This window comes from Corynebacterium occultum (genome assembly GCF_009734425.1).
Taxonomy (GTDB): Bacteria; Actinomycetota; Actinomycetes; order Mycobacteriales; family Mycobacteriaceae; genus Corynebacterium; species Corynebacterium occultum.
Genome location: NZ_CP046455.1, coordinates 2,047,978 through 2,070,280 on the forward strand (window position 1 = coordinate 2,047,978; position 22,303 = coordinate 2,070,280).

18 protein-coding genes are annotated in these 22,303 nt (G+C 62.9%); 11 read left to right on the forward strand and 7 right to left on the reverse strand.

Annotation, left to right across the window (positions count from 1 at the left end):
* Positions 1-8 precede the first annotated feature (8 nt).
* From ctaE to ctaC, 3 genes are all read right to left on the reverse strand, one after another.
* Positions 9-623: an aa3-type cytochrome oxidase subunit III gene (gene ctaE / locus COCCU_RS09475; protein WP_231598729.1), complete on the reverse strand. Its 615-nt coding sequence runs from the start codon at positions 621-623 to the stop codon at positions 9-11.
* Positions 624-1,939: 1,316 nt separating this feature from the next.
* Entirely contained in the window at positions 1,940-2,371 is a 432-nt protein-coding gene (gene ctaF / locus COCCU_RS09480) for an aa3-type cytochrome oxidase subunit IV (RefSeq protein WP_156231273.1), read from the reverse strand.
* 23 nt (positions 2,372-2,394) lie between these two features.
* Positions 2,395-3,483 carry an aa3-type cytochrome oxidase subunit II gene (gene ctaC / locus COCCU_RS09485; RefSeq protein WP_156231274.1) on the reverse strand — a complete coding sequence of 363 codons (1,089 nt, stop codon included), beginning with the start codon at positions 3,481-3,483 and terminating at the stop codon, positions 2,395-2,397.
* A 540-nt stretch (positions 3,484-4,023) separates the two neighbouring features.
* Here ctaC and asnB point away from each other — a divergent pair.
* Positions 4,024-5,946 carry an asparagine synthase (glutamine-hydrolyzing) gene (gene asnB, locus COCCU_RS09490; RefSeq protein WP_156231275.1) on the forward strand — a complete coding sequence of 641 codons (1,923 nt, stop codon included), beginning with the start codon at positions 4,024-4,026 and terminating at the stop codon, positions 5,944-5,946.
* Positions 5,947-6,105: 159 nt separating this feature from the next.
* On the opposite strand, the gene COCCU_RS09495 is transcribed toward asnB, so the two are convergent.
* A complete protein-coding gene (locus COCCU_RS09495) occupies positions 6,106-6,450 on the reverse strand; it encodes a HesB/IscA family protein (RefSeq protein WP_156231276.1) in 345 nt (114 codons plus the stop codon).
* A 276-nt stretch (positions 6,451-6,726) separates the two neighbouring features.
* Between COCCU_RS09495 and COCCU_RS09500 the strand changes: the two genes are divergently transcribed.
* On the forward strand, positions 6,727-7,431 hold the full coding sequence (locus COCCU_RS09500) for a DUF3043 domain-containing protein (protein WP_156231277.1): 705 nt from the start codon (positions 6,727-6,729) through the stop codon (positions 7,429-7,431).
* Positions 7,432-7,551: 120 nt separating this feature from the next.
* Positions 7,552-8,580 carry a nicotinate-nucleotide--dimethylbenzimidazole phosphoribosyltransferase gene (locus COCCU_RS09505; protein WP_156231278.1) on the forward strand — a complete coding sequence of 343 codons (1,029 nt, stop codon included), beginning with the start codon at positions 7,552-7,554 and terminating at the stop codon, positions 8,578-8,580.
* Between the two features lie 72 nt (positions 8,581-8,652).
* Here the strand turns inward: COCCU_RS09505 and COCCU_RS09510 are convergent, their stop codons facing one another.
* On the reverse strand, positions 8,653-9,756 hold the full coding sequence (locus COCCU_RS09510) for a branched-chain amino acid aminotransferase (protein ID WP_156231279.1): 1,104 nt from the start codon (positions 9,754-9,756) through the stop codon (positions 8,653-8,655).
* Positions 9,757-9,881: 125 nt separating this feature from the next.
* Here COCCU_RS09510 and COCCU_RS09515 point away from each other — a divergent pair, with 125 nt between their 5' ends.
* A complete protein-coding gene (locus COCCU_RS09515; RefSeq protein ID WP_156231280.1) occupies positions 9,882-11,387 on the forward strand; it encodes a leucyl aminopeptidase in 1,506 nt (501 codons plus the stop codon).
* Between the two features lie 24 nt (positions 11,388-11,411).
* Here COCCU_RS09515 and COCCU_RS09520 read toward each other — a convergent pair whose 3' ends face one another.
* A complete protein-coding gene (locus COCCU_RS09520) occupies positions 11,412-11,804 on the reverse strand; it encodes an oxidoreductase (RefSeq protein WP_156231281.1) in 393 nt (130 codons plus the stop codon).
* A 127-nt stretch (positions 11,805-11,931) separates the two neighbouring features.
* Here COCCU_RS09520 and sucB point away from each other — a divergent pair, with 127 nt between their 5' ends.
* From sucB to COCCU_RS09555, 7 genes are all read left to right on the forward strand, one after another.
* Positions 11,932-14,025, forward strand: coding sequence for a 2-oxoglutarate dehydrogenase, E2 component, dihydrolipoamide succinyltransferase (gene sucB, locus COCCU_RS09525; RefSeq protein WP_156231282.1), 2,094 nt, complete (start codon positions 11,932-11,934; stop codon positions 14,023-14,025).
* Between the two features lie 267 nt (positions 14,026-14,292).
* A complete protein-coding gene (gcvP, locus tag COCCU_RS09530) occupies positions 14,293-17,178 on the forward strand; it encodes an aminomethyl-transferring glycine dehydrogenase (RefSeq protein WP_156231283.1) in 2,886 nt (961 codons plus the stop codon).
* Positions 17,179-17,193: 15 nt separating this feature from the next.
* Positions 17,194-18,306, forward strand: coding sequence for a glycine cleavage system aminomethyltransferase GcvT (gcvT, locus tag COCCU_RS09535; RefSeq protein ID WP_156231284.1), 1,113 nt, complete (start codon positions 17,194-17,196; stop codon positions 18,304-18,306).
* Positions 18,307-18,377: 71 nt separating this feature from the next.
* The gene (gene gcvH, locus COCCU_RS09540; protein ID WP_156231285.1) at positions 18,378-18,770 is read left to right on the forward strand and encodes a glycine cleavage system protein GcvH; all 393 of its coding nucleotides are present in this window, start codon (positions 18,378-18,380) and stop codon (positions 18,768-18,770) included.
* A gap of 149 nt (positions 18,771-18,919) precedes the next feature.
* Positions 18,920-19,684, forward strand: coding sequence for a lipoyl(octanoyl) transferase LipB (gene lipB, locus COCCU_RS09545; RefSeq protein ID WP_156231286.1), 765 nt, complete (start codon positions 18,920-18,922; stop codon positions 19,682-19,684).
* Between the two features lie 84 nt (positions 19,685-19,768).
* Positions 19,769-20,815 (forward strand): lipoyl synthase, encoded by a 1,047-nt coding sequence (gene lipA, locus COCCU_RS09550; protein ID WP_156231287.1) that lies wholly within the window; start codon positions 19,769-19,771, stop codon positions 20,813-20,815.
* A 112-nt stretch (positions 20,816-20,927) separates the two neighbouring features.
* Positions 20,928-21,707 (forward strand): DUF4191 domain-containing protein, encoded by a 780-nt coding sequence (locus COCCU_RS09555; protein ID WP_156231288.1) that lies wholly within the window; start codon positions 20,928-20,930, stop codon positions 21,705-21,707.
* 119 nt (positions 21,708-21,826) lie between these two features.
* Here the strand turns inward: COCCU_RS09555 and COCCU_RS09560 are convergent, their stop codons facing one another.
* Positions 21,827-22,303 (reverse strand): RDD family protein, encoded by a 477-nt coding sequence (locus COCCU_RS09560; protein ID WP_156231289.1) that lies wholly within the window; start codon positions 22,301-22,303, stop codon positions 21,827-21,829.

A 22,303-nucleotide genomic window follows, 5' to 3' on the forward strand; every position in this document is an offset into this window, starting at 1 on the left:
TCTACGGCCTACTGAACGAGATAAATAACAATGAAGACGCCGACCCAGATGACATCCACGAAGTGCCAGTAGTAAGAGGTCACCATGGCGGCGGTTGCCTGTGCCGGGGTGAACTTGGAGTTCCGGGTCCGCAGGAGAATCACAATGAAAGCGATGATGCCCGCGGTCACGTGGGCCATGTGGAATCCGGTGATGATGTAGAACACCGAGCCAAACACGGAACTCGGGATGGTCACACCGTGGTGAATCATCTCGTAGTACTCGAAGGCAACCATGCCCAGGAAGATAACTCCGAGAAGAATGGTCACCAGGTACCACCGGCGCAGCTTAAATACGTCCCCCCTTTCAGCTGCAAAGACGCCGAACTGCGAGGTAACCGAAGACGTGATCAGGATGGCGGTGATAACAGCGCCATAAATCACGTTGAGGTTAGCGGTCTGATCCGCCCAGTCACCCGACTGGCCGTTGGCACGCGAGGTGAAGTACATCGCGAACAGTCCGGCGAAGAACATCAATTCCTGAGACAGGAACACAATGGTGCCGACACTGACCATATTGGGTCGGTTCAGTGCCGCAACACGTTGTGGTGCTGCCATACCTTGGTTAGAAACTACGCTCGTCACGCCTACCAGTATGGCGCTTCGACGAACTTAAGTCACTTCGATTCCCCCACTCTGGTGGAAGAAACTCAGAATCGACCTGCACTTTTGTCCCCCAGCTAAAAGTTTTAAAAACTTTTGCCAAATTCGGGAACTTTCCCACCGGCTTTTACGACGCATCATTTCCGCTGGTCATAACGTCCCCCCGGACCGTCTTGGAAAAAGTCGAAAAAGATCTGGCAGAAGCTTACCCCACCGCACTCATTTTCACGATGATTCATTCGATTTCACCGGGGAGATTCAAATCACAGTCTGATGCCGCCCTAAACGAAGTCTTCAAACTTTCGGTTGACCCCTTAACCTGCAGCTAGAAGCAGGAATTCCTGCGCCCCTGAAGCGGATACCGCCTGCCAGCTGCTGCCTTCCATCCTGCCTGATTCAACGCATGACAATCCCCCGAAGTTCCCCGGAAGCTCTTTTCTGGCCGGATCACCCCTTGACACGATGCCGCCCCGCCACCACTTCGCACCGGCGGCGCTCCTCCAGATCCGGACCCCTCCCCCACCCCGCGCTCCGCCAATGAGAGGGCTTCACGCCAAGGCACACCGTCCAGCCGATGCCCGTCCAGCCGAAGACTCCCCCTGACCAACTCACAGGGAGAGCAGACTTCACCTACCTGAAGGATCTGAAGGATCTGCATGGGTCTAAAGGAACAGGGTTCCACACCTCAGCAACCCCTGCTCCACGTTCACCCACCCAGGAGATTGTCCCCATTAAGTCGCTGAATCCAGCCCTTCAACTTGATTGAGCCTGCGGGGAGCAACCCAGCGCTCCGCCCCGCCGATGCAGGCCGGAGTCACTCAGCGAGCCCATCCGCCCCGCCTGAAAGCCCAGTTGCTCTTGAAACGCCGGCAACAGACCCTTCAGGCAACCATGAGCTCATCGGGCCGCGGATCCCCGACACCCCCGGGATATGGCCCCAGAATGCCACCCCCCTCCCCCGTAGGAGGGTCCTTCGAGAAGCGCCTCCCAGCCCCGCGAGAAACCTGCCTTCAAACGCAGCCAAAGGCAAGGACAACCAAAGGGTGCCAGAGCACCCAGTTAAAGGCCTGAATGCACGGACAGCCCCGCCCGATTTTCCTCCGGGGCTCTTGGAGGGGCCCGGCGTGCCACACCAACCCCCACTATCCCCCCAGGGGGCCCACATGATGGATCCCAGGCCCAAGTTCATCGCGCAACCCCACGATGACAGCGACGTGCCAGATCCTCTTCGCGGGGGCATCAGGGCATGGAAAAGCCGGGATCCTTAGTGGATCCCGGCTTTTGAGCACTGGTCTAGATTAGTGCTTTTCCTTGGGAATGCCGTACTGCAGGTTCATCATCGCTGCAGTGTAGATGAGCAGCAGAGCGCCGAGAGCGATCAGCCAGTACAGCCAGAAGGCAATGCCCAGGCCGAGAAGCAGAATCGCACCGGACATGGCTGCCGGCCAGATGGAGCCGGGGCTGAAGAAGCCCAGGGTTCCAGCCTTATCCTGAACCTCAGCCTCTTCCCAGTCCTCGGGAAGGACATCGGAGCGGCTGTGGGTGAAGTGGAAGTAGACACCGAGGAAGGTGGTCAGACCGAAGCCGAGGACCAGGCCGACAACGCCGACCCACTCGGTGCGTCGCAGGTAACTATCATCCTGCATGTAGGTGGTGCCGAAGATGTAGATCAGAGCCGTCACCGCTAAGAAAGCGGAGAGCGAGTACATGATCTTTGCACTTGAGTTCATGGTTTTGCCTTTACTCCTCAGCCTTAGAGGTTTGCAGCCGGATCGACGTAGTTGTTGCCATCGGCAGTGTTACGGTCGGAGCTGAACGGGCGGGTGGTGATTGCGTAGGGATCTTCACCGATGGCCTGCAGAGCCTGGGAGTTCGGAGCATCCGGGTTGTCCTGACGGAATGCCAGGTACTCGGTGAAAGCCTCCGGAGAGACAACACGCAGCTCGAAGTTCATCATGGCGTGGTAGGTACCGCACATCTCGGCACAGCGGCCCACGAAGGCGCCCTCTTCCTCGATGGCCTCGATCTGGAAGGAACGCTGCTGCTGGTTAGCTTCGGGATGAGCGAAAGCATCACGCTTGAACAGGAACTCCGGGACCCAGAAGGAGTGCGCAACATCGCCGGAAGCCAGGTTGAACTGGATCGGGGTGTTGGAGGGGAGAACCAGAACCGGGATCTCATCAGAGGTACCCAGGGTCTCGATCTCGTTGTAGTTGAGGAAGGAGAGATCCGACTTGGACTTGCCATGGATCGGGTTGACGCCACCCTCCTCCACCTTGGAATCCTCGGCGGTTGCCTGACGTTCCTCGTCGACACCGACGTATTCCTGACCATTCTCGGTCAGGGAACCGGAGACGTTGGAGTAGCCGAACTTCCAGTTCCACTGGAAGGCGGTCACATCCACCTCGACCTCAGGGTCCTTATCAAGGGCCACAACCCGTTCCTGGGTCTGAACCGTGAAGAAGAAGATCACCATCACGATGATGATCGGAACAATTGTCAGCACAAGCTCCAGGGGAACGTTGTACTGCAGCTGCTTCGGGAATTCACCCTCTCCCCGCTTCTCCGCCTTCTTGGCGTTCCACTTGCCGAAAACGGCGTAGAGGAAGATGCCCCACATAATGAAGCCGATGATCCAGGCTGCGACCCAGACCCACACCCAGAAGTTACCCATCGCAGTGGCCTCCGGGGTGATGCCTTGCGGCCACCCCATGCGGAGGAAATCGAATACGGCGTTCTCCGGCGGAGCCACATCGCAAGCCGCCATGGCGGCACCGGCCAAGCCGATAACGCCGGCGAGCGATGCTTTACGCCCGAAACCGCGCTTCTTTCGCTGATCCACGTGTGTCTGCCTTCCTGTCCACACAAATTCTTAGAACACTTTGGTCCTGTCCTAACTAGGCAGGATAGCCGATAGGAGGAACGTTTCCCTGCACAAGCATCCCGCGGCGTCAGTAAAGGACAGACCAGAGTCTTATTAAGCACTTAGGATGTTACAGCCAGTGGGCTTTTCCAGCGAACGGCACCCCCCGCGCGCCTGTTTCCCAAATCACAGCGCATCATACTTAAGATTGAACCCCTTTTTTCAGCCCCGGAGCAGGCCTTCTAAGAACACTCCCCCTTCTGCGGCCTCATAATTCCCCCGCGACTCCTCGCCATTTCCCCTTTTGGCCCTGATCCGCCTCATCCCCGGGGCCCCGGGGCGGGCCCCCAACGCCCAAGGGGCCTGGCACTGCCTTCCATCTCCCGGCGGTCCCCATCACTGAGGTGTCCCTGGCATGGACCTGGATCGCGCGTGCCCGTTTAACACGGCGGCCCGCCGACCCGTATCGTGAAGTAATCAATCTTCTGTCCGGTTACCTAGAGGAGGACCACCAAGACCATGTGCGGGCTACTTGGCTTTTTGTCGAGCAATGAGAATGCGGCCAGCTTTGTCGATGCCGTGGAAAGGGCTCTGCCGTGCATGCGTCACCGCGGTCCCGATGATGCTGGCACCTGGCATGACCAGGATGCGGTCTTCGGTTTCAACCGGCTGTCCATCATCGACCTGGAGCATTCCCACCAGCCGCTGCGTTGGGGGCCGCCGGAGAACCCGGAGCGGTACGCGCTGACCTTCAACGGTGAAATCTACAACTATCTGGAGCTGCGTGAGGAACTGCAGGCCGAGGGGCATGAGTTCCGCACCCAGGGCGATTCGGAGACCATCGTCGTCGGTTTCCATCACTGGGGTGAGAAGGTCGTCGATCATCTGCGCGGCATGTTCGGCATCGCGATCTGGGATACCGAAACCCATCGCCTCTTCCTGGCTCGTGATCAGTTCGGCATCAAACCGCTCTTCTACGCCACCACCGAGGCCGGCACCGTTTTCAGCTCCGAGAAGAAGACCATCCTGGAGATGGCACCCGAGCTTGGTCTAGGCCTTGAGCTTGATCAGCGCGCCATCGAGCATTATGTGGACCTGCAGTATGTTCCGGAGCCGGAGAGTCTGCACCAGAAGATCCGTCGCCTGGAGTCCGGTTCCATCGCCTGGGTGGAGCCCGGTGGCAAGCTGCAGGAGGAGCGTTACTTCAAGCCGCAGTTCCCGGTGCAGGCGGTGCCCAAGGGTAAGGAACAGGATCTCTTCGACCGGATCGCCCGGGCTCTGGAGGATTCGGTGGAGAAGCATATGCGTGCCGATGTCACCGTGGGTTCCTTCCTCTCCGGCGGTATCGACTCCACCGCCATCGCCACCCTGGCCAAGCGCCATAACCCTAACCTGCTGACCTTCACCACCGGTTTCGAGCGGGAAGGCTACTCCGAGGTTGATGTTGCCGCCGAGTCGGCTGCGGCGATCGGCGTGGAACACATCGTCAAGGTCGTGTCTCCGGAGGAGTATGCCGGGGCCATTCCGAAGATCATGTGGTACCTGGATGATCCGGTGGCTGATCCTTCCCTGGTCCCGCTCTACTTTGTGGCGGCTGAGGCCCGTAAGCATGTGAAGGTGGTGCTCTCCGGTGAGGGTGCCGATGAGCTCTTCGGCGGTTACACCATCTATAAGGAGCCGCTCTCTCTGGCTCCCTTCGAGAAGATCCCCTCTCCCCTGCTCAAGGGGCTGCGCAAGCTCGGTCAGGTGCTGCCTGAGGGAGTGAAGGGCAAGTCCCTGCTGGATCGCGGCACCCAGAGCATGGAGGAGCGTTACTACGGCAACGCCCGTTCCTTCAATTTCGAGCAGATGCAGCGGGTGATCCCCTGGGCCAGGCCGGAGTGGGATCACCGTGAGGTGACCGCGCCGATCTACGCCCGTTCCACCCACATGGATCCGGTGGCCCGGATGCAGCACCTGGATCTCTTCACCTGGATGCGGGGTGACATCCTGGTCAAGGCAGACAAGATCAACATGGCAAACTCCCTGGAACTGCGGGTGCCCTTCCTTGATAAGGAGGTCTTCAAGGTCGCGGAGACCATTCCGCATGATCTGAAGATCGCCAATGGCACCACCAAGTACGCGCTGCGTAAGGCGATGGAGCAGATCGTGCCGCCCCATGTGCTGCACCGCAAGAAGCTGGGCTTCCCGGTGCCGATGCGTCATTGGTTGGCAGGGGATGAGCTCTTCGGTTGGGCGCAGGACACCATCACCGAGTCCGGCACCGAGGAGATCTTCAATAAGCAGGCGGTGCTGGAGATGCTCAAGGAGCACCGTGACGGGGTCTCCGATCATTCCCGTCGCCTGTGGACCGTTCTGGCGTTCATGGTCTGGCACGGCATCTTCGTGGAGAAGCGCATCGACCCCCAGATCGAGCACCACGACTACCCCGTCGACATCTAGTCTGCTTATCGACGCTCCCCTGCCCCTGCCGCAGCATTCACTGTGTTGCAGGAGGGGGGAGGGTCGGCGCCCAGGTACCACGGATAAGGCCCCGGCCCGGACTCCCCCACAGCGGGGAGGTTCGGGCCGGGGCCTTTGAGCCGTCGGAAGTTGGGTGACCTAGTTGAAGGAGTCACCGCAGGCGCAGGAGCCGCCGGCGTTGGGGTTGTCGATGGTGAATCCCTGGGACTCGATGGTGTCGGAGAAGTCGATCTTCGCCCCCATCAGGTAGGGGACGCTCATCTTGTCGACGACGAGACGGACGCCGGAGATGGTGTCGGACTTGTCACCGTCCAGGGTGCGGTCATCAAAGTAGAGCTGGTAGCGCAGTCCAGCGCAGCCACCCGGCTGCACGGCGATGCGCAGCGAGAGGTCATCGCGGCCTTCCTGATCCAGGAGGCTCTTGGCCTTGGCGGCCGCCTCATCCGAGATAATGACACCGGTTTCGGTGGAGGGAGCGGTCATAAGGGAATCTCCTTGCCTTGAAAACTACTGCTATGTCTGGAATCTTCGCTGCGGCGCTGGGACCGCGGGAAAAACTTCCACGCACTTGTTCTGATGCTTAAAGCCTACTCCGCATTGAGCGGATGGGGCACCCACCGGCCCCGGGCGAGGGAGTTCCCCTCCCCCTGCGGAGATGGGAGCACCAGACACCCGGGGAAGTCCTAGGTACAACCAGTCCAACAAGCACTCCCCCACCCTTATTCCCGAAACATTCCGCAGGCTTGTAGCCTATGGGGTGTGAAACTCCCGTGGCAGAAAAACGAAGACACCCCTGAAACCGAGTCCCTGAGCGGTGGTGCACCCGAGGCTGACCAGACTTCTGGGCAGCCGCTCCCCAAGGGCTACACCCCGCCGAAGGGTCGCCCCACCCCGAAGCGTCGTGAGGTCGAGATTGAGCGTGGTGTGATTCGTCCGGCCGGAGGCGTGCAGTCCCAGGCCACGCTGCGGGAACGCCGCAAGGAGCTCAAGGCCTCCATGTCCAAGGATGAGTGGAAGGAATACAAGCGCAAGGAACGCGATGACGCCGCCAAGTCCCGCCGTGAGGCTCAGGTCCGCATGGACAAGGGCGATGAGCGTTATCTGCTCCCCCGCGATCAGGGGCCGGAACGTCGTTTCGTCCGCGACTGGGTGGACTCCCGCAGCTTCATCAACAGCTGGGTGATGCCGGTGGCCCTGGTGCTGCTGGTGGTCATGCTGGTGGGCACCTGGGCCCCGACCTTCGCCAACATCGTCTCCATGTTCGCCATGGTGCTCATCGTGGTCTTCGCCATTGAAGGTGTGATCCTGGGCCGTCGTGCCGCCGCCGCGGTGCGCAAGAAGTTCCCGGACACCAATGTCGGTGGATTCAGCATGGGCTTCTACGCCTACTCCCGGGTCACACAGCCGCGTCGTTGGCGCACCCCGAAGCCGCAGGTGGAGGCCGGCTCCAAAATTGAGCCCTAAGCGCTGAGAATTATGTTTCCCGTCCCCCGGGGTGTCTGAAGATGGTGCCGGTGGGGCGGGATTTTCATTCCCGAACTAAGGTTGGGAAGTTGAGACTTTCCCGCCAGAAGGAGAATTTTCATGGATTCGGCAGCGCTCTTCGCTCCCGTCAGGGAACCCTCGGCGGAGGCCCGGGGACAGTTCGCCCACTTCGCGGTTGCGGCCCCGGCAGGCCAGAACGGGCTGGGCCAGCTGAGCGAGCCGGGGGCCTGGTTGGCTGCGTGTCAGGAGGTTCATCCGCCGCGTCCGATCACCCGGCCCCGGGTCCTCATCTTCGCTGGTGACCATGGCGTGAACGCCCAAGGGGTGGATACCCGACCGGAGGACACTTCCCGGCAGCTGGCGGAGCAGATCACCTCGGGCCAGGCCCCACTGAACTCCCTGGCTGCTGGGGCGGGAGCCGGAGTCCGGCTGGTGGATGTCTCCCTGGCCCATGAAGCCTGGGGCCCGGAGCGGGTGGCCGAGGGTTCCGGCCGCATCGACATCGAGGATGGGTTGAGCCGGGAACAGTTGGAAAAGGCGCTTGAGGTGGGATCCAGGGTCGCCGATGAAGAGGTTGATTCCGGGGCTGAACTGCTGATTCCAGGCTCCCTGGGAATGGCTGCCGAGACGGTGGCTGCGGCGGTGGCCGGAGCCCTGACCCGCACCGAGCCGGTGGTGATGGTCGGGGCGGGCTATGGGATTTCGGAGGCCATGTGGAAGCAACGGGTCGGGGTGATCCGGGATGCGATGTTCCGGGTGCATTCCGATATTTCCCAGCCCCTGGAGGTGATGCGCAAGATCTCCTCCCCCGATATCGTCGCGCTGGCGGCCTTTTGCGCCCAGGCTGCGGTACGTCGCACCCCGGTGCTTATCGACGGCCCCGTCCCCGCCCTGGCAGCGCTGCTCGCCGACCGCCTCGCACCCGGCGCCCGCGCCTGGTTCTACGCCGCCCAGGACAGTGGAAACCCGGTCGAGACGGTGGCGCTGCGGGATCTGGGACTTTCCCCCCTGTTGGACCTGGACTTCGACTTCGGGCCAGGCAGTGCTGCCCTGCTCGCGCTGCCGCTGCTGCAGACCGCCGGGCAGCTGGCACGGGAGGCGGCGGGCACCCAGCCCGAGCCGAACTAGTACGGGGCGTCGATAAGCGCCCGAAAAAGGCCCCTGACCAATGTGGTCAGGGGCCTTGAGTCTTGCCGGCTACTACTTAACCAGGGTGTGCATCCAGCCGTGGGTGTCAGCCACGACGCCACGCTGGATACCGGTGAGGGTCTCCCGCAGCTTCATGGTCACTTCACCCGGCTCATTACCGTTGACCTCGAAGTTCCCCTGGTTGGACAGCACCTTGCCCACCGGGGTGATCACCGCGGCGGTACCACAGGCGAAGGCCTCGGACATGGCGCCGGTGGTGGCGTCCTCCTGCCACTCGGTGGTGGTGATGCGACGCTCCTCGGTGCTGTAACCCAGATCGCGGGCGACCTGCAGCAGCGAATCGCGGGTGATGCCCGGCAGCAGCGATCCGGAGAGTGCCGGGGTGAGCACCTTGGTCTGCTCCCCCTCCTCGTAGACGAAGAAGAGGTTCATGCCGCCCATTTCCTCGATGTACTTACGCTCGATGGCATCCAGCCAGACCACCTGGTCACAACCCATGTCGGCGGCCTGGGCCTGCGCCAACAGGGAGGCGGCGTAGTTGCCGGCGAACTTGGCGTCACCGGTGCCACCCGGGGAAGCACGGACATAGTCCTCGCTGAGCCAGACACTGACCGGCTTGATGCCACCGGTGAAGTAGGCGCCGGAGGGTGATGCGATGACGATGAACTTATAGGCATCTGCCGGGCTGACCCCCAGGGAAACCTCGGTGGAGATCATGAAGGGGCGGATGTAGAGCGCCGCCTCTCCCCCGGCCTCCGGGACCCACTCCTGGTCGATGTCGACCAGCAGACGGATGGCCTCGACGAAGTCCTCCACCGGCAGCTCCGGCATGGCGATGCGGCGAGCGGAACGCTGCATCCGCTCCGCATTGGCGGTGGGGCGGAAGGTGGCGATGGAACCATCGGGCTGTCGGTAGGCCTTGATGCCCTCAAAAATTGCCTGACCGTAGTGGAATACAGTGGTGGCCGGATCCATGGAGAGCGGGGCGTAGGGCTGTACCTGGGCGTTGTGCCAGCCAGCTTCCTCGGTCCAGTCAATCGTCACCATGTGGTCGGTGAAGTTCTTGCCAAACTGCGGGTTGGCCAGGATTTCCTTCAGGCGATCCGGTGACGTCGGGTTTTCGTTATTATGCACGGCGAAGTTGAGGGACGTCATGACAGATAAGTTACACCTCGGGCAGGAGCTCCCGGCCATCAGTACCGAAAACCCGGAAATCACGGATGTGGTTAAGCTGGCTGGTAATTCCCCGTAGTTCACCAACAAGTGGAGGTAATACACCGGTGAGTGAAAAGTTCGAACTTCCGTCCCGCAGCCCGATCCCTGAGCTGGAGCTGGCGAAAAAACTGCCGAAGAAGACCGAGGCTCTGCTGGTCCCGCTCTTCAAGGGTGAAGAAGGCCCGGAGCTGGCAGCCACCGGCCTCTTCAGCGATGAGGTGGAGATGGCCCTGCTGCGGCAGCTGATCGCGGTAGGCGCCACCGGCGCAGTCTGCGAGCTCACCCGGATCCCGGGGACCGCGGAAAGTGAGGTCGACTTCATCCTCGCCATCGGCCTGGGAGCTTCCGAGGACCTCGATGATGAGAAGCTGCGCCGGGCCGCCGGTGCCGCGGGCCGCTCCCTCAAGGGTCTGCAGTCCGTGGCCACCACGCTCGGAGCCTTCGGCCTGGCTGCTGCTGTAGAGGGTCTCGCCTTGGGTGCATACGCTTACCCCGGTATCCGCAGCGAGGAGCCGGAAGAGGCGAAGGAGCCCGTCAAGAAAATCACCTTCCTGGGCGATCCGAAGGTCGATAAGGATGAGTTCCACACCGCCCAGATCACCGCTGAAGCAGTCATTCTGGCCCGCGACCTGGTCAACACCCCCTCCTCCCATCTCTACCCGGAGTCCTACGCCGCCATCATCGCCGCCGAGGCGAAGCAGTATGGGGTCGATGTCGAGGTACTCGATGAGAAGGAACTGAAGAGGCAGGGCTTCGGCGGCATCCTCGCCGTGGGCCAGGGTTCTGACCGCGCCCCGCGCCTGGTGCAGCTGCGCTGGGCCCCGAAGAAGGCGAAGAAGTCGCTGGCCCTGGTGGGTAAGGGCATCACCTTCGACACCGGCGGCATCTCCCTGAAGCCGGCCTCCAAGATGGAGGACATGATCTCCGACATGGGTGGTTCCGCAGCTGTGGTCGCCACCATCCTGGCCGCGGCCCGCCTGAATCTGAACCTGAAGGTCACCGCCACGGTGCCCCTGGCTGAGAACATGCCCAGTGGTTCCGCCACCCGCCCGGGTGATGTGATCACCCATTATGGTGGGCTGACCTCGGAGATCATCAACACTGACGCGGAGGGCCGCATCGTGCTCGCGGATGCCCTGGCCCGGGCCAGCGAGGATGAGCCGGACTTCCTCATCGAGACCGCCACCCTGACCGGTGCCCAGATGGTCGCCCTGGGTGCCAAGACTTCCGGTGTCATGGGCTCCGATGAGTTCCGTGACCGAGTGGCCGAAACCGGCCGCCGGATCGGTGAACCCGCCTGGGCGATGCCCCTGCTCGAGGAGCAGGAGGAGGAGCTGAAGTCCCCGGTCGCCGATATCCGCAACTCCCATAACTCCCGCAATGCCGGCATGCTCTTCGCCGGCCTCTACCTCTCCCGTTTCATCGGTGAGGACATTGAGTGGGCACATGTGGACATTGCCGGCCCCTCCTTCAACAACGGTGGGGTTTCCGGCTACACCCCGAAGCGTGCCACGGGCGTTCCGGTCCGCACCTTCCTCACCCTCCTGCAGGAACTGGCACAGGAGAAGTAACCCCCCCTAACCCCTCAGGACGGGTTAATCCGGAAGCTCGCCGCGTTCGAATTTCGCGCGGCGGGCTTTTTGCTCCTCCCGCTTCCGCAGCAGACTTTCCCGCTCGATCCGGGCCCGCATCCGTTGGGGGTAGCCGGTGACCTCGATGTCGTAGACCGGGCAACCGAGCAGCTTGTCGACGGCGTCGATGCCCTTGGGTCCGCCGATTCTACGGCGGAGGAATTCCCCGCGCTCATCGACCAGCACCACGGACATTTCATTGACCAGGGTCTCCGGTTCGATATATGCCTCAACAAAGGCCCGGCCCGCAGCCCAGTTTTTGAGAGCTTCACGATCCTCAGGCCGGATGGTCTCACCGGGGCCGCGAGGGGGACGCAAATTGGACTTGGCCTTCTTTCGGCCGAAAAGACTGAACACGACTTACAATTGTAGAGACTTACCGCACCTAACTGGGTACCTCCGGGTCACACGCGTTTGGGCGAAGCGGTACGCTCTTAGTTATTAGCATTCTTTTTACGACACGACTTTCGAGGAGTCTTTAATAATGGCGTTCTCCGTAGAGATGCCCGAACTGGGCGAATCCGTCACCGAGGGCACAATCACTCAGTGGCTGAAGCAGGTCGGTGACACCGTCGAGGTTGATGAGGCACTGCTCGAGGTCTCCACCGACAAGGTCGACACCGAGATTCCCTCCCCGGTTGCGGGCACCATCATCGAGATCAAGGCTGAGGAAGACGACACCGTCGATGTCGGCGCCGTGATCGCCATTATCGGTGAGGAGGGCGATTCCGCCGAGGCCGAGGCTGAAGAGCCGAAGCAGGAGGAACCCGAAGCTGAGGCTGAGGAGCCGAAGCAGGAGAAGCCCAAGGCTGAGAAGAAGCCTGCCGCTTCTTCCGCTGACGCCACCGATGTTGAGATGCCGGAGCTCGGCGAGTCCGTCACCGAGGGCACAATCACTCAGTGGCTGAAGCAGGTCGGTGACACCGTCGAGGCTGATGAGGCACTGCTCGAGGTCTCCACCGACAAGGTCGACACCGAGATCCCTTCCCCGGTTGCCGGCACCATCCTCGAAATCCTCGCGGAGGAAGACGACACCGTCGACGTCGGCGCCGTGATCGCCCGCATCGGCGACGGCTCGGCCGCTGCCGAGTCCGAGGAAGCCACTCCGGAAGAGGAGCGCGAGGTTCCCTCAGAGGAAGCCATCGAGGAAGCTGAGTCCAAGGACGAGAACGAGACCGTCGATGAGGCAGCCAAGGAGGAGTCCGCTCCGGAAGCTTCCGGCGACGCCACCGATGTTGAGATGCCGGAGCTCGGCGAGTCCGTCACCGAGGGCACCATCACCCAGTGGCTGAAGCAGGTCGGCGACACCGTCGAGGCTGATGAGGCGCTGCTCGAGGTCTCCACCGACAAGGTCGATACCGAGATCCCTTCCCCGGTTGCCGGCACCATCCTCGAAATCCTCGCTGAAGAAGACGACACCGTCGACGTCGGCGCCGTGATCGCCCGCATCGGCGACGGCTCCGCCCCGAAGAAGGAGGAGCCGAAGAAGGCAGAGCCCAAGAAGGAGGCTCCCAAGAAGGAGGCTCCCAAGGCTGAGGAGAAGAAGCCTGCTGCTCCCAAGGTCGAGAAGACCGAGGAGAAGAAGGCAGAGCCCAAGAAGGAGGCTCCCAAGGCTGAGGAGAAGAAGCCTGCGGCTTCCGCATCCGGCGATAACATCCCTTATGTGACCCCGCTGGTCCGCAAGCTGGCCGAGAAGCACGGCGTTGACCTCAACACCGTCACCGGCTCCGGCATCGGTGGCCGCATCCGCAAGCAGGATGTCCTGGCTGCCGCTGAGGGTGGCACCGAGGCTGCTGCGGCACCGAAGGGCGAGCGCGCCAACTGGTCCACCAAGTCTGTTGACCCGGAGAAGGCGGAGCTGATCGGCACCACCCAGAAGGTCAACCGCATCCGCCAGATCACCGCCGCCAAGATGGTTGAGTCCCTGCAGACCACCGCACAGCTGACCCATGTGCAGGAAGTCGACATGACCAACATCTGGGACCTGCGCAAGGCTTCCAAGGCGAAGTTCATCGAGAAGCACGATGCCAACCTGACCTTCCTCGGGTTCATCGTCAAGGCCACCGCGGAGGCCCTGGTCTCCCACCCGAACGTCAACGCGTCCTACAACGCAGAGACCAAGGAGATGACCTACCACGAGGACGTCAACATCGGTATCGCCGTTGACACCCCGCAGGGTCTGCTGGTCCCGGTCATCAAGAAGGCCCAGGACAAGTCCCTGCCGGAGATCGCCAAGGAGATCGTCGACCTGGCGGAGCGTGCACGCAGCAAGAAGCTGCGTCCCGATGACCTCTCCGGTGGCACCTTCACGGTGACCAACATCGGTTCCGAGGGTGCCCTGCTGGACACCCCGGTCCTGACCCCGCCGCAGGCCGGCATCCTGGGCACCGCGGCCATCGAGAAGCGTCCGGTCGTCGTCTCCGAGAACGGCAATGACGCCATCGCCATCCGCCAGATGTGTTACCTGCCCTTCACCTACGACCACCAGGTCGTTGACGGTGCCGACGCGGGTCGCTTCATCACCACCATCAAGGACCGTCTGGAGACCGCCGACTTCGAGGCGGACCTGGACATCTAGAAGCACCTTTGCGGCTGAGTGATTAAAGCAACACAGCCCACCGCCTGCCGCCCCCTCCCCCTATCCCGGGGAGGGGGCGGCAGCTTTGTTTTCCCAGGTCAGCTGGAGGGAACATGCTGTCGTTGGCGGCCCGCGGGCACCCACACCCCAAACGGTTGAGAAAGGACCCGGCTTTGGTGACCCCAATCAGACATACGGGTGTTGATAAAGCCATATAATGACGGCGAAGAATGAATCATTCCCCTAACTAAGGAGATACTGAGCCGTATGTCATTGACACCGGTCACCGATCCCGCTTCCTACCTGGCCCGCCACCTCGGGCCAGACAACACCGAGCAGCAGGCTTTGCTCAATGCACTCGGTTACTCTTCCCTGGATGCGCTGATCGATGCTGCCATTCCGGCCGATATCCGCGCCAACCAGGTCTCCTCCATCGGAGAGCCGCTGAGCGAGGTTGAGGCGCAGGCCAAGCTGCGTTCCTACGCTTCGAAGAATGTCGTCCTGAAGTCCTTCTACGGCCAGGGCTACTCCGATACCCTCACTCCCCCGGTCATCCGCCGGGGCGTGGTTGAGGATGCCGGCTGGTACACCGCCTACACCCCCTACCAGCCGGAGATCTCCCAGGGCCGACTGGAGGCCCTGCTCAACTTCCAGACCATGGTCAGCGAGCTCACCGGCCTGCCGGTGTCGAATGCCTCCCTGCTGGATGAGGCCTCCGCCGTCGCCGAAGCCGTGGGCCTGATGTCCCGCGCCCAGAAGAAGGGCCGTCGGGTCATCCTGGATGCCCGCCTGCACCCCCAGGTTCTGGGTGTCGCCGCTGAGCGTGCCCGCGCCATCGACCTCGAGGTCGAGATCACCGAACTCAGTGATGATCTGGTGGGCGAGGATCTGGTGGGCGTGGTCATCGCCTACCCCGGTACCGAGGGTGATATCAGTGATCCCCGCGCCATCATCGAGGGCATCCACTCCCGTGGTGGGTTGGCCACCATGGTCACCGATCCGCTTTCCCTCCTGCTGCTGACCTCCCCGGGTGAACTGGGCGCGGATATCGCGGTCGGTTCCTCCCAGCGTTTCGGTGTGCCGATGTTCTTCGGTGGCCCCCACGCCGCCTACATGGCTGTGGCTGACAAGCTCAAGCGCCAGATGCCGGGACGCCTGGTCGGTGTCTCCGTCGACGCCGAAGGCTACCCCGCCTACCGTCTCGCCCTGCAGACCCGGGAGCAGCACATCCGTCGTGAGCGTGCCACCTCCAATATCTGTACTGCCCAGGCACTGCTGGCGGTCACCGCCTCCATGTACGCGGTGTACCACGGCCCGCAGGGACTGAAGAACATCGCCGAGCGTATCCACGGCCTGGCCGTGGACTTCGCCGCCACCGTGTCGGGTGTCGAGGGTGTGGAGCTGTCCAACCGGACTTTCTTCGACACCGTCACCGTGAAGACCGCAGGCCGGGCCCAGGAGATCACCGACGCCCTGGCTGAGGCCGGTTACCTGGTGCGCCCCGTGGATGCCGACAAGGTCTCCGTCTCCTTCGGAGAGTCCGCCACCTCCGGGGACGTCGAGCAGCTGGCCGCCGCTTTCGGTGCCACCTCGGTCGTCGAGGGTGACGCCGCTACCGCCATCCCCGACACCCTGGTGCGCGCGGAGCTGCCGCTGACCCACCCGATCTTCAACCAGATCCACTCCGAGACCCAGATGATGCGCTACCTGCGCACCCTGGCGGACAAGGACCTGGCCCTGGACCGCACCATGATCCCCCTGGGTTCCTGCACCATGAAGCTGAACCCGACCGCCGGTATGGAGTCCATCACCTGGCCGGAGTTCGCCAATATCCACCCCTACGCCCCGGATTCCCAGACCGCCGGTTGGCGCGAGCTGATCCACGAGCTGGAGGACTGGCTGGCCACCCTGACCGGTTATGCCAAGGTGTCGGTGCAGCCCAACGCCGGTTCCCAGGGTGAGCTGGCCGGTCTGCTGGCCATCCGCCGTTACCATGTCGCCAACGGTGACACCGAGCGTGACATCTGCCTGGTTCCGGCTTCCGCCCACGGCACCAACGCCGCCTCCGCCACCCTGGCCAACCTGCGCGTCGTCGTGGTGGCCACCGCCGAGGACGGCTCCATCAACCTCGATGATCTGGATGCCAAACTGGAGCAACATGGTGAGCGCGTCGCCGCCATCATGATCACCTACCCCTCCACCCACGGCGTTTTCGAGGACACCGTCCGCACCGTGTGCGAGAAGGTACATGCCGCCGGTGGCCAGGTCTACATTGACGGTGCGAACATGAACGCCCTGACCGGTCTGGCACAGCCGGGCCAGTTCGGTGGGGATGTCTCCCACCTGAACCTGCACAAGACCTTCACCATCCCGCACGGTGGCGGTGGCCCGGGTGTCGGCCCGGTCGCAGTTGCCGAGCACCTGATCCCCTTCCTGCCGACCGACCCCAACGAGGCTGTCCCCGAGGATGCCGCACCGGGTGACCGTGGTGTGCCGATCACCGCCACCAACTACGGTTCCGCCGGCGTGCTGCCGATCTCCTGGTCCTATATCGCGATGACCGGTACCGAGGGCCTGGCCTCCGCCACCGCCCACGCCATCCTCACCGCGAACTACCTGGCCAAGGAGCTCAAGGATTCCTTCCCGATCCTCTACACCGGCGCCAATGACCTGGTCGCCCATGAGTGCATTCTGGATCTGCGTGCCCTGACCGACGCTTCCGGGGTGTCCGCCGCGGACGTCGCAAAGCGTCTGGTGGACTTTGGTTTCCATGCCCCGACCCTGGCTTTCCCGGTGGCCGGCACCCTTATGGTGGAGCCCACCGAGTCTGAGGATCTGGCTGAGCTGGACCGTTTCATTGAGGCCATGCGCACCATCCGGGCCGAGATCCAGGAGATCATCGACGGCAAGGTCGAGTATGAGGATTCCGTGATCCGTCACGCCCCCTACACCTCCTTCTCCGTCACCCGCGATGAGTGGGAGTACAAGTTCTCCCGACAGCAGGCCGCCTTCCCGGTTGCCGAGCTGCGCAAGAACAAGTACTTCCCGCCGGTGCGCCGCCTGGATGAGGCCTACGGCGACCGCAACCTGGTCTGCTCCTGCCCGCCGCCGGAGGCTTTCGACTACAGCGACGAAGACGACACCGAAAACTAGGAAGGTTTCAGACCCATGACTGAGCACACCCTGCGCGAATCCCCGCTCCACGCCGAACATGAGAACCTCGGCGCCAGCTTCACCGCTTTCGGCCCCTGGAACATGCCCCTGAAGTATGATTCCGAGCTCGCCGAGCACAAGGCCGTTCGGGAGGCCGCCGGCCTCTTCGATCTCTCCCACATGGGTGAGGTCCGGGTGACCGGCCCGGAGGCGGGTGCCTTCCTGGACCACGCCCTGATCTCCCAGCTCTCCAGCATTGCGATCGGGCGCGCCAAGTACTCCATGATCGTCAATGAACAGGGCGGCATCATCGATGACCTGATCACCTACCGCCTGGGTGAGAATGAGTTCCTCGTGGTTCCCAACGCCGGAAACACCACCGCCGTGGTCGCCGCGCTGCAGGAACGTGCCGAGGGCTTCGACGTGGTCGTCGGCGACGAGTCCCTGGTCACCGCATTGATCGCGGTCCAGGGCCCGAAGTCCCTGGAGATCCTGCTCTCCCTCACCGCTGAGGAGGATGTCGAGGACGTCCGCGAGGCCAAGTACTACTCTGCGGTCCAGGCCAACATCGCCGGGGTGGACATGCTGGTCGCGCGCACCGGTTACACCGGCGAAGATGGCTTCGAGCTCTACATCTCCAACACCGAGGCCCCTGCCCTGTGGAATAAGCTTCTCGACGCCGGTGCCGGCCAGGGTCTGCTGCCCTGTGGCCTGGCCGCCCGGGATTCGCTACGTCTGGAGGCCGGCATGCCGCTCTACGGCAATGAGCTCTCCCTCGACCTGACCCCCAAGGATGCTGGTCTGGGGGTGCTGATCGGCAAGAAGAAGGAGAGCTTCTTCGGCAAGGAGGCACTGGATGCCCAGGCCGAGCCGGCCCGGGTGCTGGTCGGCCTGAGCAGCGAGGGACGTCGTGCCGCACGCTCCGGCGCCCAGCTTTTCGACGCCGCAGGCACCGAGGTCGGCCAGATCACCTCCGGCCAGCCTTCCCCCACTCTGGGGTACCCGGTGGCACTGGCCTATGTGGACCGGGAGTTCGGCGAGACGGGCACCGCCCTGGAAGCTGATATCCGCGGTAAGCGCTACCCCTTTACCGTGGTGGACACCCCCTTCTACAAGCGGGCCCAATAGGCCACTGCGCTGAAGCTTCCGCGCTAAACTCATTCATCGACGACAATCCCTGATCAGGAAGGCTTAAAGCCATGGCAAACCTGCCCGAGAACTTCTCCTACTCCGAAGACCACGAGTGGATCAACACCACCGCTGAGGCTGCCACCGGCAGCACTGTCAAGATCGGCATCACCTCCGTGGCAACCGACCGTCTCGGCGAGGTCGTCTTCGCCGAGTTGCCCGAGGTCGGCGACACCGTGACCCACTCCGAGACCTGTGGCGAGGTGGAGTCCACCAAGTCGGTCTCCGATCTCTACTCCCCCGTCACCGGCACCGTCACCGCCGTCAATGACGCGGTCCACGATGACTACTCGCTCATCAACAACGACCCCTTCGGTGCGGGTTGGCTCTTCGAGGTCGAGGTCTCCGAGGCCGGTCCGTTGCAGACCGCCGATGAGTACGCCAAGGCCAATGGTGTGGCTTAAGCCTTAAACACCTGAGGAACCCGCGGTGCCCCGCTTCATACCGGCATCCCGCGGGTTTTTTCTTTTCCGGGCATCTCTCCGGCAGCTGCCCTGTTCAGGTAGTGCTTTCTCTGGGAAGCATCCCCGGGGCTGAGTATGCTGTTCCTATTATGAGTGCACCCCGTGATCCTTTCTTCCCTGCTGATAAATCCATCCGGGCCGCCACCGGACCCCTGCAGATCCGCCACCTGGGCCGGATCGGTTACCAGGAGGCCTGGGATCTCCAGGCGGAGCTGGCCGCCCAGCGGGCCCTGGGGGAGATCGGCGACACCGTCCTCGTCCTGGAACACCCCAATGTCTACACCGCCGGGAAACGCACCCAGCCGGAGGACCGCCCCAGCAATGGGTTGCCGGTCGTCGATGTGGACCGGGGTGGGCGTATCACCTGGCATGGCCCCGGCCAGCTGGTGGTCTACCCCATCCTGAAGCTGGCGGAGCCGGTCGACGTGGTCGACTATGTCCGCCGCCTGGAGGAGGCCCTGATCCACGTGGTCCGCCAGGCCGGTGTCAGCACCGCAGGTCGTGTCGACGGCCGCTCCGGGGTCTGGGTTCCCGCCCATGACGGCCGTGAGGACGCCAAGGTCGCCGCCCTGGGCATCCGCATCACCCGCGGGGTGACCATGCACGGCATCGCCCTGAACTGCGCCAACACCCTGGAGTACTACGAGCACATCATCCCCTGTGGCATCACCGATGCAGGGGTGACCACTCTCAGCCGCGAACTCGGTCGTGAGGTGAGCATCGAGGAGATGACCCAGCCCTTCCTGGATGCTTTGGAGGAGGTGCTCTCCGGCCGGATGCAGGTCGCTGACCACACCTTCGGTTCGGCACCAGACCCGAGTAAGGGGCTGGGCCGCCGGGTCCGGCAGGATTAATCAGTTCTATTCCCCTTATCAGGGGAATGTGTGCCATTCCACAGCTGTTAGACCCCTCTATTTTTGAAAGGTAGGCTGAACTTCGTGACTACCACTTCTGAAGGACGCAAGCTACTCCGTATCGAGGCCCGCAACTCGCAGACCCCGATCGAGGCCAAACCGAAATGGATCAAGACCTCGGTTAAGACGGGACCGGAGTACCAGGACATGAAGAAGCGCGTCTCGGGCGCTTCGCTGCACACCGTGTGTCAGGAGGCCGGTTGCCCTAATATCCACGAATGCTGGGAGTCCCGTGAGGCGACCTTCCTCATCGGTGGCGCGAACTGCTCCCGCCGCTGTGATTTCTGCCAGATCAACTCCGCCAAGCCGGATCCGCTGGATCGCGATGAACCTCGCCGCGTTGCCGAGAGTGTCCGCGAGATGGGCCTGAATTACTCCACCATCACCGGTGTCACCCGTGATGATCTCGAGGATGAGGGTGCCTGGCTCTACGCCGAGGTGGTCCGCCAGATCCACGAGCTCAACCCGAACACCGGCGTGGAGAACCTGGTGCCGGACTTCTCCGGTAAGCCGGATCTGCTGCAGGAGGTCTTCGAGTCCCACCCGGAGGTCTTCGCCCACAACCTGGAGACCGTGCCGCGCATCTTCAAGCGCATCCGCCCGGCCTTCCGTTATGAGCGTTCCCTGGATGTCATCCGTCAGGCCCGTGACTTCGGTCTGATCACCAAGTCCAACCTGATCCTGGGCATGGGTGAAACTGAGGAGGAGGTCCAGTCCTCGCTGCGTGACCTCCACGAGGCCGGCACCGACATCATCACCATCACCCAGTACCTGCGCCCCGGCCCGCTCTACCATCCCATCGACCGCTGGGTGAAGCCGGAGGAGTTCGTGGCTCACTCCGAGTACGCCAAGGAACTTGGTTTCGCAGCCGTCATGTCCGGGCCCCTGGTTCGTTCCTCCTACCGTGCCGGCCGCCTCTGGGCTGAGGCCATGCGCTTCCACGGTCGTGAGATCCCGGAGAACCTCAAGCACCTGGAGGTCACCTCCCAGGGCAGCACCTCCCAGGAGGCCTCCACCCTGCTGGAGAAGTACGGTCCCTCCAAGGACACCCCGGTGAACACCTTCCGTTAGGGAAGTAACTTCGCCCTTTGCCCGCACGGGGCCCCAGGGGCGCCGCGTATTCCGCGGCCCCCCTGGGGCCCCGTTTCTGGTTTCCTGCTTTAAATCGCCTAATGTGTATGTCATGGCAGATGCGAAGAAGCAGGCCGACAAGGCCGCAAAGAAGGAGGCCCGCAAGCAGAAGCGGGCGCAGCGTAACCAGACCTGGAAACAGCTGTGGCAGGCGTTCAATATCCAGCGTAAGCAGGACAAGAAGCTCATTCCGTACATGGCCCTGGCCATCATCGGTATGGGTGCACTGTTCTTCTTCATCGGACTGATCTGGGGCGGCCAGTGGTGGATGCTCATCCTGGGCCTGGTCCTGGGCTTCGCCCTGGCGATGTTCATCTTCACCCGCCGCCTGGAGTCCTCCATGTATGACCGGGCCTCGGAGCAGGCCGGTTCCGCCGGCTGGGCGGTGGAGAACCTGCGTAACTCCCCCGGTGTGGAATGGCGTTCCAAGACCATGGTCGCCGCCACCACCCAGATGGATGCCGTGCACCGTGTGGTGGGTGTCCCGGGTGTGGTGCTGGTGGGCGAGGGTGAGATGCACCGTCTGCGTCCCCTGCTCAACCAGCAGAAGAAGCGCATCAACCGGATTGCCGGTGGGGTCCCGGTCTACGAGGTCATCATCGGTGACGGTGAGGGCCAGACTCCGCTGCGTAACCTGCAGCGCGAGATGCTGAAGCTGCCCCGCAACTACAAGAAGGCTGAGGTCGGTCCCATGGCCGCGAAGATCGAGGCCATGGATGCGGTGGCCGGTGGGGTGGGTGCCGGACTGCCGAAGGGCCCGATGCCCAAGGGTGCCAGCATGTCAGGCATGAACCGTCGTGCCCGCCGCGCCCAGGAGCGCAAGGAGAAGTAGGTCCTTCGCTTCCCCGCATCAGGCAAGAAGCCCCTTCCCGCCCACCAGAGGTGCGGGAAGGGGCTTTTCTGCTTGTCCTGCGGCAAGGGGGTGCCGCCGGCAAGGTGTTTCCTAAGGGGTCAGCCGTGGATGACGGTGGTGCCGGTGCCACGATCGTGCATGCCGCGACCATCGGAGTCGACCAGGACCGCCGGGAGGAGGAAGGCGGTGAGCACGGTGCGCAGCAGCGCACGGATGAAGCCGACCCGGGTGCCGGGGACGTCGACACGCGCCACGCCCATGCCCAGAGCTGCCTGACCGGGGGTGCGGGCGAAGAGCCAGACCGACACCACGCCGAGGATGACGAAGATGATCAAGGTCAGAGTGGCGGTGTCGCCGAGCCAGTCGGTGAAGAGATTGATGAAGGCCGCCAGTCCCCAGGAGATCAGCCAGTCAATGACCACGCCCCAGAGACGCCGCATGACAGAAGCCAGGGCCCCCTCCCCCTTCTCCGGGAAGCCGAGCTTCTCGCCGGGCCATTTACCTGGTGCCGAGGGGTCATCGTTTTCCCCGGGGATCTGCGGCCCCTCAATCCAACTTCGCTTCTGCTTCGCCAT

Bases quoted from the DNA above. Each gene is read 5' to 3' on its own strand.
- asnB (WP_156231275.1), top strand. From the start codon at position 4,024: ATGTGCGGGCTACTTGGCTTTTTGTCGAGCAATGAGAATGCGGCCAGC.
- lipB (WP_156231286.1), top strand. From the start codon at position 18,920: ATGAGTGCACCCCGTGATCCTTTCTTCCCTGCTGATAAATCCATCCGG.
- gcvP (WP_156231283.1), top strand. From the start codon at position 14,293: ATGTCATTGACACCGGTCACCGATCCCGCTTCCTACCTGGCCCGCCAC.
- COCCU_RS09555 (WP_156231288.1), top strand. From the start codon at position 20,928: ATGGCAGATGCGAAGAAGCAGGCCGACAAGGCCGCAAAGAAGGAGGCC.
- sucB (WP_156231282.1), top strand. From the start codon at position 11,932: ATGGCGTTCTCCGTAGAGATGCCCGAACTGGGCGAATCCGTCACCGAG.
- COCCU_RS09560 (WP_156231289.1), bottom strand. From the start codon at position 22,303: ATGGCGAAGCAGAAGCGAAGTTGGATTGAGGGGCCGCAGATCCCCGGG.
- COCCU_RS09510 (WP_156231279.1), bottom strand. From the start codon at position 9,756: ATGACGTCCCTCAACTTCGCCGTGCATAATAACGAAAACCCGACGTCA.
- COCCU_RS09495 (WP_156231276.1), bottom strand. From the start codon at position 6,450: ATGACCGCTCCCTCCACCGAAACCGGTGTCATTATCTCGGATGAGGCG.
- COCCU_RS09505 (WP_156231278.1), top strand. From the start codon at position 7,552: ATGGATTCGGCAGCGCTCTTCGCTCCCGTCAGGGAACCCTCGGCGGAG.
- ctaF (WP_156231273.1), bottom strand. From the start codon at position 2,371: ATGAACTCAAGTGCAAAGATCATGTACTCGCTCTCCGCTTTCTTAGCG.
- gcvH (WP_156231285.1), top strand. From the start codon at position 18,378: ATGGCAAACCTGCCCGAGAACTTCTCCTACTCCGAAGACCACGAGTGG.
- gcvT (WP_156231284.1), top strand. From the start codon at position 17,194: ATGACTGAGCACACCCTGCGCGAATCCCCGCTCCACGCCGAACATGAG.